10 protein-coding genes and 1 pseudogene are annotated in these 12,490 nt (G+C 66.8%); 7 read left to right on the forward strand and 4 right to left on the reverse strand.

Translation table 11 applies throughout. From position 1 onward, the window contains the following. Positions 1-103: 103 nt before the first annotated feature. The gene (locus ACI8AK_RS05160; protein WP_456955323.1) at positions 104-1,483 is read right to left on the reverse strand and encodes an NYN domain-containing protein; all 1,380 of its coding nucleotides are present in this window, start codon (positions 1,481-1,483) and stop codon (positions 104-106) included. 265 nt (positions 1,484-1,748) lie between these two features. Beyond that, positions 1,749-2,051 (reverse strand): nucleoside triphosphate pyrophosphohydrolase, encoded by a 303-nt coding sequence (locus tag ACI8AK_RS05165; protein ID WP_456955325.1) that lies wholly within the window; start codon positions 2,049-2,051, stop codon positions 1,749-1,751. A 31-nt stretch (positions 2,052-2,082) separates the two neighbouring features. Here ACI8AK_RS05165 and ACI8AK_RS05170 point away from each other — a divergent pair, with 31 nt between their 5' ends. Beyond that, complete coding sequence (locus tag ACI8AK_RS05170) at positions 2,083-3,090, forward strand: HNH endonuclease (RefSeq protein WP_456955326.1); 1,008 nt, start codon at positions 2,083-2,085, stop codon at positions 3,088-3,090. Positions 3,091-3,155: 65 nt separating this feature from the next. Here ACI8AK_RS05170 and ACI8AK_RS05175 read toward each other — a convergent pair whose 3' ends face one another. Then, a complete protein-coding gene (locus tag ACI8AK_RS05175; protein WP_456955456.1) occupies positions 3,156-3,926 on the reverse strand; it encodes a DUF6508 domain-containing protein in 771 nt (256 codons plus the stop codon). 748 nt (positions 3,927-4,674) lie between these two features. Here ACI8AK_RS05175 and ACI8AK_RS05180 point away from each other — a divergent pair. From ACI8AK_RS05180 to ACI8AK_RS05205, 6 genes and pseudogenes are all read left to right on the forward strand, one after another. Further along, a complete protein-coding gene (locus tag ACI8AK_RS05180) occupies positions 4,675-4,944 on the forward strand; it encodes a hypothetical protein (RefSeq protein ID WP_456955327.1) in 270 nt (89 codons plus the stop codon). Positions 4,945-5,071: 127 nt separating this feature from the next. After that, positions 5,072-6,556, forward strand: coding sequence for a hypothetical protein (locus tag ACI8AK_RS05185; protein WP_456955329.1), 1,485 nt, complete (start codon positions 5,072-5,074; stop codon positions 6,554-6,556). Between the two features lie 84 nt (positions 6,557-6,640). Continuing rightward, positions 6,641-8,143: a LysM peptidoglycan-binding domain-containing protein gene (locus ACI8AK_RS05190; RefSeq protein WP_456955330.1), complete on the forward strand. Its 1,503-nt coding sequence runs from the start codon at positions 6,641-6,643 to the stop codon at positions 8,141-8,143. A 20-nt stretch (positions 8,144-8,163) separates the two neighbouring features. Next, positions 8,164-9,048, forward strand: coding sequence for a phage tail tip lysozyme (locus ACI8AK_RS05195; protein ID WP_456955332.1), 885 nt, complete (start codon positions 8,164-8,166; stop codon positions 9,046-9,048). A gap of 315 nt (positions 9,049-9,363) precedes the next feature. Further along, the gene (locus tag ACI8AK_RS05200; RefSeq protein ID WP_456955334.1) at positions 9,364-9,846 is read left to right on the forward strand and encodes an ester cyclase; all 483 of its coding nucleotides are present in this window, start codon (positions 9,364-9,366) and stop codon (positions 9,844-9,846) included. A 1,203-nt stretch (positions 9,847-11,049) separates the two neighbouring features. After that, positions 11,050-11,454: pseudogene (locus ACI8AK_RS05205) on the forward strand (IS982 family transposase); the annotation flags it as partial. Between the two features lie 82 nt (positions 11,455-11,536). Here the strand turns inward: ACI8AK_RS05205 and ACI8AK_RS05210 are convergent. After that, on the reverse strand, positions 11,537-12,232 hold the full coding sequence (locus ACI8AK_RS05210; protein ID WP_456955336.1) for a hypothetical protein: 696 nt from the start codon (positions 12,230-12,232) through the stop codon (positions 11,537-11,539). Positions 12,233-12,490 lie beyond the last annotated feature (258 nt).

The following is a 12,490-nucleotide window of genomic DNA, read 5'->3' on the forward strand; positions in this document are numbered from 1 at the left end:
CGCCGCGCGGATGGGGCTCGGCCGCCTGCTCCTCGACCCCGCCCGTCACCGCATCCGGTGCCGTCCTCGGTTGTCTGCACCCGCCCATGCCGGTTCGGCGGTGTCATGTGCGGCCCGCAGGCTGGCGCTCGGGGGGCAAACCCTCGAGCAGCCAATCGCACAGACCTGCCCGGTCGGCTTCGTCGAGGGGCAGCTGCGCGTTGTCGGCAAGGCGAAGCATGTTGCTGTGGAAGCACTCACCGATGCCGCGGGCGGTGTGCTCTGATGCGGTGAGGTCGTAGCCGGCCTGGGACAGCCCGACGCCGACGAACCGCACGGACGCGCGGGAGTTGTCGGCGGTGGCCACGGCCCGCTCCAGCGCGGCCATGTCGGTGAAGCGGCGGGCGGTGAGCTCGGCGGCGAGGCTGGTGAAGATGCCGGCCCATTCGGAGGGCAGCAGGGCGGGGAACCCCAGGACTCGGCACACGCGGGCGGCGGCGTCGGCCCACAGGCCGGCGAAGCGGCTGGTGTCGGCCGGTCGGCCGGTGTGCGTGGTGGCGGCTGCGGCGGCCATCGCGGCGTCGATGTCGTGGCGCCCGGGCTGGTACAGGAAGCCGACGACCCCTTGGATGCGGAACTGCAGCCGGTCGTCGGCGATCGACTGCACGAAGGCCTTGAATCCGCCGGTGCCCGCCCACCGGCTGGCGGTGACCGCCGGGCCGAAGCGGGTGCGCAGCGCGTTGGCCGCGTAGGCCATCCGCAGCGGCTCGGGTGAGGCGGCCACCAACTGCCGCAGCGCCTGGGACAGATCATTGCGCAGTGGCCCGTCACCGGCCGGGCCAATCACGACCGTCGACGTGCTGGCCGCGGGCTCCCGGGCCGTGTGCCGGTCAGGCGCGGTGGCTTCCGCCGGTGTCGCGGCCACCGGCGCGGCCGCCGACGGTTGGTCGCTGTCGGGCGACAGGTCCTCCTCCAGCAGTGCCTCGGAGATGAACACGTCGTCGGGGATGACGTAGTCGCAGGTGTTGCGCAGCGCCGCCGACGACGGCCCGCTGCCGAGCATGATCACCCGGCGGTCGAAGGAGCGGAGCCGCTGGAACAGGGGTGTGAAGTCCGCGTCGAGGCTCAGCACGAGGAACTCGTCGTAGCGGGTCGGGTGGGCCAGCAGGTCGAGGGCGTCGATCACCATGTGGATGTCCGCGCTGTTCTTGCCCTGCTGGGTCAACGACGGGCAGTCGACCACCCGGAAGCCGGCGCGGGTGAAGTAGGCGCGGAAGGTGCCGTAGGTGGAGGGGTTGAGATAGCAGGTCCGGTGCAGCAGCACGCGGGGTGTGGTCTCGTCGGCGTCCGGCCCCACCGCTCCCAGCCGGTCCTCCAGCCAGCCCGACCACCGCAGCGGGTCCGTGGCGAAGACGCGAGCGGCGGCCGGGTCGACGTCGCGCAGCGAGGAGTAGATGTTGTCGAAGTCGACGAGCAGCGCGGCTCTGCGGTAGTCGGACGGCATCCCGGCTGGTTCCTTCCCCCGTGCGGACGTGGGGCGCAGTGTGCCCGACGTGCCGCTGCGGGGGACCACCGCCAGCGGAACGACCCTCCGAGCCGTGACCGAGGTCGACCGAGCCGTGCCACGGCCGCCCCGGTCACCTGTCCGCACGACCTCGTGGGCGCCCCGCCGCCCTCCTCGGTCAGGTCGGCTATGGCGGTGCCCGTGGCGCTCGAGGTCTTCGCGTCGCTTGCCCGTCGTCCTCCGGATACGTCCGATGTGGCCCGGGTCAGAGCTCCAGCCACAGGCGTCGCTCGAAGCCGCCGCGCTCGGCGCGCTTGGCGTCGGCGGCGGCCGCCACCGTGGCCATGTCCACGTCCAGGGTCCGGGCGATGGCGAGCAGGACCTCGTAGACGTCGGCGGCCTCCTCCAGCCGCGAGCCGCTGTCCGCGGTCCGCAGCTCCTCGGCTTCCTCGAGGAGTTTGGCGTGCAGCGCCTCGACGTACTCATCCTCGCCGAGCGGACGCACCCGGGGTGTCCTGCCGCTGCGCTCGATGAGGGCGGGGATCAGGTCACGGACCAGCTTGCCCACGTTTGGTGCTCCCCTCGGTTTCACTTCGGTCGTGCAGTTCTACCGAACCGAACCGACGGCCGTGACGTCGTGGCGGATGGCCGTCCTCATGGGCGCGAACTCCCGGACGTACAAGTTCGCGCTCGGCAGCGCGCTTCTCGACCTGGCCGGGCAGGGACGGGAGGACGTCTCGCTGACCGAGCTGGCCGCCCCCTACGCGATGCAGCTCGCCCTCCACGCGCAGCGCTACCCCCAGGGGCCGGCGGCGTCGGTCATCGGGGAGTCGGACTTCCTCACCGTGCTGCGGGAGGAGTCGCCGGCGTCCCTGCGGGACGGCCGCCCGACCGAGCGGCTGCTCGACGCCGCCGTGGCGTCGATGCCGCAGATGGTGATGCGGAAGTTCCACAACCTGCGCGGCGCCGGGGAGGTGGGGCACCGGTTCTACGCGCTGCAGGGGCGCGGGGGTGCCCGGCGGATCGTGCTGACACCGGAGCTCCTGGCCGTCGCCGGACACGAGGACCTGCTGCGCTCGGAGCTGGAGGCGCGGTGGTCGATCGTCGAGGCATGCTTCGACGCCGAGGTGGGCCGCGGCCTGGTGCGCTCGGGGGTCACCGTCTCCGCCGCCGGGGACGTGTTCCTGACCCCGACGCGCCGGATCGCCCTGGCCGGCGTCCGCGAGGGACTGATCGGCTTCCAGCACGGCCGGTGCTTCTACTGCACCGACCCCGTCACGCTGGCCGCTGCAGCGGTGCACGTCGACCACGTCTACCCGTTCTCGCTGATGACGACCGGTGTCTGGCGCGGGCCCGATCTCAACGGCGTCTGGAACCTCGTCGTCGCCTGCGCGCCGTGCAACCTCGCCAAGAGCGACCGGCTCCCGACGGCTCAAGAGGTCACCCGGCTGCTCGCGCGGAACGAGGCCGTCGCCGGGTCGCCGCACCCGCTGCGCCGAGCGCTCGAGCTCAGCATGTCCGGTGCCGCGCCGGCCACGTCCTCGCAGGCGCGGCTCGTGTTCGTGCAGGCCGTCGACTCACTCGCCACTGACCACGGCCTTCGGTAAGTGCGCCGGGCGAGCGCCGGGCGTGGCTCGAGGGAGGCTGCGGTGACCGGCACGGGCGATCCAGCTCAGCAAGATGGGCTGTCGGGGACGAGCCAGACATCTCGGTCACCGGGCCGACGGCCAGGGACTCCTCGGCGCGGTGTGTGCGCGGCCCTCTGCACCCGGGGCGGTTCATCCTGGGACCCTGCGGTCTCCGTGCTCAGTCGCGCTCGGCGTCCTTCCCGCGCAGATGTCTGGCGCGGTCCTCCTGCAGCGCGTCGAAGAGCCGATCCGCGATGTCCCGGACCTCCTCCGGAGGTGGGCTCGGGGGGCACGGCGATGAAGTGTCTGGTCGACCCCTGCGGCAATGCGGGGGACTGCTCACCGGCGCGTGTGCTGTCGTCCCCGGCACGTGCGTCGTCGAGGACCCGTTGCGCGGCGGCCGGCAGCCGACCGTCCTCGAGCGCCGCGGCGATGGTCCCGTCGCAGAACCGCTCGCCACGGACGATGGCTGTCACCAAGCGCACCGCATCCGCCACGGGCGCATTGGACACGTCCTCCGCACGCGGGTAGCGGCGAGCGCCGTCCCAATGCATCCAGTCGAAGGGGACGACGGCGTGCACTTGGTAGAGGGCTGACACGAGCCTGTCCACCGCCGGGTGGTAGACCGGGAACGGGAAATGGATGGCGCCATCAGCGCCTTGTTGCCCACCACGCCACTCGGCCAGCGGTTGTCGCGTTCGACGAACTGCCCGCAGCGCAGTCCGGAGTCGAGCACGCGCCTCAGGCGTAGCGGTTCGTAGCCCGGCGGTCAGACGAGCGTCCTCCGCGTCGGTGTGATTCGCTGCCTCACCCATCGGGTCATCCGCCACCGCCGGAGTGTTGCCGACGAACTGCCTTCGGGGGAACGTCGCCAACGCGGCACTGGTTCTGATCCGGCTCACGATGCCGCGGTGTCGGTAGCGCCCGTGGCGAATCTCGTTGGCCGGGTGTTGTCCGGGCTACCCGCGGCCCTCTGCGTTGCGCGGCGTCTCGACGACGGCCATCGGAGCGCTGGTGAGCTTGCGGGCAGCGGTGTGGAGGGCTCTTTGCCCGATTTCGAAACGGCCGCCCCACGCATCCCGTCCGAGCTGGGCAACAACGGCTCCAGCCGAGCCCAGACCGCGTCAGACAGCATGCCTGACCGCGCCATCGAGCGACGATCGACCCTCACCGAGCGACCGTTTGGGAGACACGCCTGAGCTGGGCGGCGGACCGGTGGGGTGGTGACACAGCCGTGACGGCGCGGTGACGCCGCCTCCCCATGCTCGGGGTCGTGAGACGCCGACCTCCATCCCAAACACGGACCTGCTAAGGGCGTCCTCGCTCTGGGTCTGCTTCATCGCCAACGGTCCTGTCATCGGCAGGATCGAAGCGACCTTTACCGGAGAACCCCCCAACACTGTGCCCCACCCATACGACGCCCGTATACGTTCACTCAGAGTCGACCCGTGCACGCGCCTGAAGTACGGGACCGACTGATTTCTCCTGGTCCATCACGGAACCCATTTGCGTTGGCCTGCAACGGCGGTGAGCCCCTTGGATAACTCGAGATCGAGTGCAGAGATGCTGTTGCGTGGAAGTGACGGCAACCCCACCGCAGAATACAAGGCGTACCTGGAACATCAGGCGGCTTTTCGCGAGGCAAAGCGCCGTTACGAAAAGGCGCTAACGGAGGCGCAGCAGCAGCCCGATCTGCTGAGGCTCTGGCCAATCCACGGCATGGCGCTCGACAAGGAGGTCCGCGCCGCCTACGACCGTTGGGTGTCGTTTGGTCACAAGGAGAAGGTAGAGGCAGCACTGACGGCCTTGGAGGCGACGCGCCCCGAATCCTGAGGCGTCGACTGCGGTTGCTGTCGCGGGTCATTCCATAAGTATGCGGCTCCAAAGCTATGTGAGCGCAACACCCCTCGTAAATCGCAAGAGAACGTTCCCGTAATCCCGGAGATGGAGGACACTTCCCATGACTGATCCTTTCAAGATCCTCAAGGACCTCGAGCTCAAGGCCACGGGACTCGACCCAGAGACCTCCCAGCAGCAGGAGGGGTACTTCGTGGCGTTCCGGGACATTGGTCTTCCCATCCGGAGGGAGGACTTCATCGACCCGTTCCACCCGAATCGAAAGGCACAGGTCTCCTTCCCGGAGAACACCGACCCGAAGGACGTCAAGGGCAGTGGCGCCAAGCAGGCCGGGCTCGACCCGGAAAAGGTCTACGAGGACCTGCAGCTTGCGGAGATCAATCGGGAAATGAGGGCGTTCCTCAACACCCACATGATCACAAATGTCAAGCTGCAGATGAGTAACCGCTACACGGTCATGCCAGGAGCGAGCACGGTTTTCGACACCTGGTGGGCGATCGTCACCGGCGCCCAGGGGATCCCAGGCAACCTGGAGCTCTCCCCGGAGATCAAGGAGGCGGTCTCGGATGCCGAGGCGCTGCTGATGGATGAGGAGAGTGAGCCGACGCGTGCGTACGAGAAGTACCTGGAGTACTCCGACGCCTACGACGAGGCTCAGGAAGATTACTACCTCGCGTGGGCGGACGCCTCGACCAACCCCGACAAGATCGAGGCATGGCCCACGACCGGCAACCTCCTGCGCAGGAAGCTCGATAAGGCGCTGGATCGGTGGCGCGCACTTGGCCGCAAGGAAGCGATCGAGGGGGCCCTCGACATTCTCGCTGCCCAAGGCAGGGATCCGGCGATGGCCCTCATCTCGAAGGCGAAGCGCGACCTGGAGCAGAACCTGTTCGACTTCCCGGGGGTCGGTCAGTTGCCGATCACGACGGTCCTGCCAGCTAACTGGGCGGACGAGCGGGACGACCGCGGGTGGAACAGCTACACCAAGACCGACTTCCACAGCGAGACCCACGTCACCCGTTCAAGCACGAGCATCCAAGCTAGCGCCGGATTCAGCCTCGGATTCTGGAAGGTCGGTGGGAATTTCGGATACGACAAGCAGCGAAAAGCGATGAACTTCCAGACCGATAACCTGGAGATCTCTTTCGATTATATGATCGCCGACGTCCAGAGTGCGGTGGTCAAGCCAACGCTCCTTGGCCTGAGCAACTGGTTCTTGTACGGCGACTATCCGGCGCACTGCGTCTCCGACGGAACGATGGGACAGCATCTCCCTCAGGACGGCACCGAGCTAGTTTTCCTTCCCTCGATGATCACGGGACTGATCCTGATCAAGGATCTCCGCATCAAATGGGACAGTTGGAAGAGCCAGTGGGATGAGCAGACCTCGAGCCTCGGGGCGGGTGCATCCGTGGGCTGGGGCCCCTTCGCCGTCAGCGGCAGCTACAGCAGCAAGAACTACCGCCTCGACGCTTCCACGGATCGGGAGAGCGAGGGGCTCACGACCAAGGGCATCCAGCTGGTTGGCTACGTCTCGCAGATCATGCCTGCCTCGCCGAAGGTGGCCAGTCGCGACCACATGCAGTAGGCGACCGCACCGACGACGACACAGAGGACAACGGCTGAGCGCGGCGGTTCCCTGTCGATCCGGCTCAGGAAGGAGGGCTGCTCCATGGCACTCTCGATGGACGCGCTGTTCAAGACACTGAACGACTTCTTCCTGAGTCGGTTCGGCTCCTCGGACTCCAGGTCAGTCGTATTCCGGTTCGACAAGTTCGGCTCAAAGATGTCGCAGGACGACTTCCGGGCGAATCCCCTGGACCCGAGCAGCCCGTTCAGCGCCGCGGTCGCCCGGGAGAAGATATCGGACTTCGCCAATCGCCTCCCGGCCGAGGTCGGCGACGGAACGAGCGTGAACTTCCTCGCCGATACCATCGACGCCATTTATGAGGAGGTGCTGCTGAAACCGGCGCAACCACACCTCCCCGCGGGGACGGACACGCACCATCGGGAGGCGCTGATCCAGGCCTTCTCGTCGATGAAGGCGGATGCACTCAACCTGCTGGAAAACGCGGAGATGACCTCCGTGTCGGGGGTACCTCTCGGCTACCACCTGACGGATTTCACGCCGGCTGACTGGTACGACCTTGCCAGCAACGAGGTGTGGACGTCTCACTCGTTCACGGTGCGGGGCGAGGACCAGCCGTCGTCGACGCCCTCAGTCGAGTGGCGGGAGCTGCCCTCCGACCAGCGGCTGGAAGAGCTGGTCCGAAACCTGCCTAGTGTGCGGGACCACCGGACGTCGCCCAGGGTGCGGGACCACCGCGGGCAGCGGGGGGAGGACTCACTGCAACTGCTGAGGAGGCGCGGGCTCGTCCAGTTCGACGTACTCGACCGACTGCGATTCAAAGAAGACCTGCTCGCCGACGCCCCAACGGTCGAGGTGACGACGTCCGAGGTGCAGCTCTCATTCGAATACTGCCTGGTGAATTTGAACCAGCGGTGGCTGAACACGTCCTTCCTGAACGCGGACAACTGGGTAATCCCCGGCAAGGAACAGGGCTCGGCGAACCAGTCCGGACGGCCGGGAAGCCTGACCCTCCTCCCGCTGGCCTTCCTGGCAGTGCGCAAGCTGTCCATCCAGGCCTCCTGGTCCGACGCGGACCGCCAGGCACTGACGAACGCGATGAGCTGGGGGCCCTTCGAGGTGATGCCCAGCGTCGGATCCGGGGACGTCGCCCAGCCGGGGCTGCAGATCGTCGGCTGGGTCCTCCAGAAGCTGCCTCCGCTGCCGCCGCAGTCCTCCGGCGGGACACCGCCCCTACCCGAGGACGGCGGCTCGAGCCCGCGCACCTATCGCGTGCAGGCGGGGGACACGCTGCGGAAGATCGCCACATACTTCTACGGCGACCCGGAAAAGTACGGCGTCATCCAGCGCGCGAACAACATCGCGCGTCCTGACCAGATTTTCGTCGGTCAGGTGCTCAAGGTGCCGGGCTCACCCGACGTCGGCGGCTCGAGCCCGCGCACCTATCGCGTGCAGGCAGGGGACACGCTGCGGAAGATCGCCATGCACTTCTACGGCGATCCGGAAAAGTACGGGGTCATCCAGCGCGCGAACAACATCGCGCGTCCTGACCAGATTTTCGTCGGTCAGGTGCTCAAGGTGCCGTAGACGGGAAGGAGCAGCTTCTCATGAGTGCGCCACCTAGCCTGCGGCGGGGTGCCACCGGCGAGTGGGTGCGACGGCTGCAAGCCGCGCTCCTGGACGCAGGGATCGACCCTGGCCCAATGGATGGCGATTTCGGCGACTCTACGGAGCAGGCGGTGCTCGACTTCCAGGAGAGCTCGGGGCTCGAGGTGGACGGCGTCGTCGGCCCGACAACCTGGGACGCGCTCGGGGTGGCAGAGCCAGAGGACGACAGGTCGCTTCTCCCGGACGAGACGCCGGTGCCGTCAGGTGAGGACTGGGCCGCCGTGGACGGTGACGAGCGCATGCGATACGTCATGGCGCTCCTGGTCGAGCAGTACGGCTACCCGGTAGCCGGCGCTGCCGGCATCGTCGGCAACCTCTGGGCCGAATCCGGCATCCTGCCACAGCGCATCGAAGGCAGCTCCGCCGCGACTCCGATGCGGGCCCGCGACTTCGGCGGCGACAAGGTCGACTTCACGGCGGAGGAGATCATGACCCGCGACCGGTCCGCAGGCCTCGGTCCGGCGCTGCCGGGGGTGGGCCTGGCGCAGTGGACGTCCTCCGGACGTCGGGCCGGCCTGTTCCAGCACTTCTACCAAGGTCAGGTGCTCGGCGCGGACGTGCTCTTCAACATGGAGGCGCAGGTCGACTATCTGGTCCAGGAGATGCAGTCCAGCTACGCGCGAGTGCACGAGGTGCTAAATAACCCGGGCGTACATGTGGACGACGCGAGCGACGAGGTCGTGTACAGCTTTGAGGTGCCCGGCTCAATTCTTGAGGGAGGAATGAAGCTGCCGAGGACTGACCCGCGGGTGCAACAGACGTTTCGGGTGCGCCGAGGGCACTCGCAGCGAGCGCTCAGAATATACGAGGCAAGCCAGCCGTAGTCGTCGCGGCGGGCGGCAGGCGGCAGCGCCGAAAATTGCAGCCCAGCCTGCGGCGCGATGGCGTCAACGCGACGTTGTGGAAAATGCACTGCGGTGGTTACGCGGACCTAGGAGCCAGCTCAGCCTGGGTCACCAGGTGCATCTTCCCCACGACGGTGGCCACCCGGCTCGAGAAGGCCGGGCCTGTCGGCCGGTCAAGTCCCGATACGGCGAAGACGCGGTGACAGTATTGAGGCGGTCACGGATGATCCTTCCCCCCTCGAGTTAGCGGATGCGCAGCAATGAGCCCAGCCGTCCGGGACCGGAGCGAGCAGCGTGACCGAGGTGCTGGTCAGCAGCGTAATTCGCGGGCCCGGCACCGTAATCAAGGAGCGCGCCATGGCGACAAACGACGTCGAAAAGGCTGTTGTCCGTCGCTTCTTCGAGGAGGGATGGAACTCTGCGGATGTGGCGGCAGTTAGTGACATCATTCACGAAAACTACGGGTCAAAGAACGACGATCTTCGCCGTGGGCTTGAATTCCTCCACGGAGTCGAAGCCTTCGAGGAGCATCTGAGGCAGTACCGAGTCCTTTTCGATAATCTCCGCTTCACTGTGGATAGGATGATCGTTGAAGAGGAGACGGTCATCACTGTCTGGAGATCCAGCGGCACCGCCAGGGGTCATACCTTCACCGCCCGCGGCGGCGAGCAGCGGCCGTACGAGCTGAGCAGTCAGGGCGTAGGCCTCACCGACGTCGTCGACGGCAAGGTGAAATGGCACGACATGTTCTGGCCGCGTAATCCGCTTTTTACCTGAGCACGACGATGATTCTAGCCGGCGCGGTCCGGCCGTCGATCAGTTGGCGACCTAATAGCGGTGGCGGCGGGGTCTGGGCGGTGGGAGCAGCCCGATCGATCCGCTACCGCAGCGTCGTCGCGGTCGACAGTCCCCTTAGCGGTGGGCCTTGGGAGCGGACGAGGTCCAGTGGAATAGCTACCCAACTCGCTCCTGGCAACCGCTGCATGAATCAGTGATCAATGAAGCCCCCTGCCCGTGTAGGATACGCTACGGAGTTCGCCACGGCAAGAGCCACTGGGGCGCCTAGCTAGAACCAGCTCGCCGCGACCTCTCGCAAGTTGTTTCGCACAGTGAATCTTTGACCGAATTATTCAAATCCAAATGTAACCCAGCGCGACCCGTCAACATGCAGTGAGACGAGCTCAACGATGCACCCTTCTATCGGGCGGGCGTTCAGCGACACTTCGAGTAGACCGGCGTCAAGGCTGAACTTCCGTAGTAGGCGTTCCTTGTGCACCTCCACCCAGGTCTTCTCTGCGCCTTCTCCACTCGTGATGGCCGCGACCCAGGGCTTGAAGTTGTCGGTCGCTAAGGACCACTTAACCCACGTGTCCGCCCGGCCGCGTGCTTGAGGCCCAACAGACAACACTTCAGCGGCCCCTAATGCAGCCTTGACCTCAAACTTGCCCCCCTTTGGGTCATCGAAGTCGCGCATCTTGACGCCTACGGCCTCGCATCCAGGAAAGACCAGATACTGATCTTTTCGTTTTCGAGCTCTGATTGTCTCTGCGACCCTTGGTTGAACCATTCTCGCAGCTCCCCCTGCAGGGAGTCGGCGTCGGACGGATCGAAGAACCAGCGAACTTCTGCGCTGTACAGCATCGTTGCCTCGACTTCGGTGTATGTCCCGAGCTCTCAATGGCTTCGGTAGAAGGGTGCGCTATGGCGGCCCCCGCAGCCAGCAAGTCACATGCAGGCCGAGTTCCGCGACGTAGGGGCTGCAGTTAGGTGACTGCGTTGGCGCCTCCGCGTCAAGGGAGCTCTGCGTCTTCGAGGGTCACTGCACATCGAGCACGAGCGTCGCTTGCGCACGTGACTGCTTCATGCCGTTCCGTGACCTAGATGGCTGATTTCAAGGGGTCGGGGCGGCGCCCGGTGTGATCACGGGCGAGGGTGCTCAGGCTTGGCGTTGCTAACCCAACGTCGGGCCGGGAGGCCCTCGTGGACGCCGACCTGGACACCCTCGCGACGGCGCTGTATGCCCGCACCGACGACCTGCTGAAGGCCGCGCCGCAGCGCCGGCCGTGGCGGCCGCCAGGGGGCATCGCCCCCCCCCCCCCGGGATCAGCGACGCCGAACTAGTGACCCTGGCGGTGCTGCAGGCACTGCTGGGGTTCACCAGCGAGGCCCGCTGGCTGCGCTTCGCCGACCAGCAGCTGCATCCGCTGTTGTCCCTACCTGCCTCAGCAGCCCGGCGACAACAAGCGGCTACGGCGGCTGGCCGGCACCGTGACCTGGCTGATCCGCGCCCTGGCCACCGACACCAGCCTGTGGGCCGATGACGTGTGGGTGGTCGACTCCACGCCGATCGAGTGCGCCCGCTCCCGGGCAGCGGTGCGCCGGTCGATGGGCCAGCTCAGCAAAAGTCATAAGGTCGGATCGCGATCTCGGAACTCCCGGTCCTCTCCTGGGGTGTTTGCTGTCAGGGTCAAGGCCTCGCTGGAGGTGCATATCTCCAACCATGGCTGGTGCACGGTGCTGTGGTGGAACCGCCAGCGATAGCCTGGAAAGGGGACGTCGATACGTAGCGCCAGATCACGTGCGGCTGCACCGGCGTGAGCAGGACGGTGGTCACCGAGCCGGGGGCGTCGGTGCGTCTCTCCGGCACCAGGTCGAGCGGGATCCGGTCGTCGGAGTCGAGGAAGAGCGCACTCACGACAACCTGCTGGGGGTCATATCCCTGCAGCGACGCCAGTGATACGATCCGGAACATTGCCGGGGGCGGTGTAAGCCGCAGCTGCGGTGCGCCGTCTAGCGGCCGAAATTCAAGGATGAGCGTTCCGTCCGCCGCTGAAACGGGCTGGGTCAACGCGACGGACCGGTGGTCGGCGTCCAGTTCAAGCCGCGCGGGCGCCGCATGCGGATCGCCCGGCTGGAATGCCGCGTGGACCGAGCACAAGTTCAGGACCGCCTGATCCCCGCGGAGGGGCAGGAAGGCGATCGGGAAGTCTCCGACGTCGAGGCGCACCTGGCCGTTCTGCCGCGGGATGCTGAGGTCGTACCGGGGCTCATTGGTTCCGTCGGCCACGATGGCGTGGGTGGTGCTGGTGTACTGGCGAGGTTCGGTGGGAGCGAGCCGGAGTCGGGCGGTCCAGGTGTCCGCAGGCGGGATGAGCGGGACCACGGTGCGCGCATGTTATGGCCGCAGCGGCGGACATCCTTTCCGTGCGGGTCGAGGCGGAGTACCGCGCCCACCATTGTCCGTGTGCTGTATACGGACGAGCGACCAGAGCGGGAGAGGGCTCACCGATGTGCGGTAGTCGAAGGCATTCTCGAGCAGCCGCGACGGGAGTCTCCATCTGACAGCGCCGGACAGCTCCGCAATGGCTCGGCAACGATTTCTAGGCGCGTCTAGAACATCCTGCATCCGGACCCACGCTGA

Source organism: Geodermatophilus sp. SYSU D00867 (genome assembly GCF_054050315.1).

Bases quoted from the DNA above. Each gene is read 5' to 3' on its own strand.
- ACI8AK_RS05160 (WP_456955323.1), bottom strand. From the start codon at position 1,483: ATGCCGTCCGACTACCGCAGAGCCGCGCTGCTCGTCGACTTCGACAAC.
- ACI8AK_RS05175 (WP_456955456.1), bottom strand. From the start codon at position 3,926: ATGGGTGAGGCAGCGAATCACACCGACGCGGAGGACGCTCGTCTGACC.
- ACI8AK_RS05180 (WP_456955327.1), top strand. From the start codon at position 4,675: ATGCTGTTGCGTGGAAGTGACGGCAACCCCACCGCAGAATACAAGGCG.
- ACI8AK_RS05185 (WP_456955329.1), top strand. From the start codon at position 5,072: ATGACTGATCCTTTCAAGATCCTCAAGGACCTCGAGCTCAAGGCCACG.
- ACI8AK_RS05190 (WP_456955330.1), top strand. From the start codon at position 6,641: ATGGCACTCTCGATGGACGCGCTGTTCAAGACACTGAACGACTTCTTC.
- ACI8AK_RS05195 (WP_456955332.1), top strand. From the start codon at position 8,164: ATGAGTGCGCCACCTAGCCTGCGGCGGGGTGCCACCGGCGAGTGGGTG.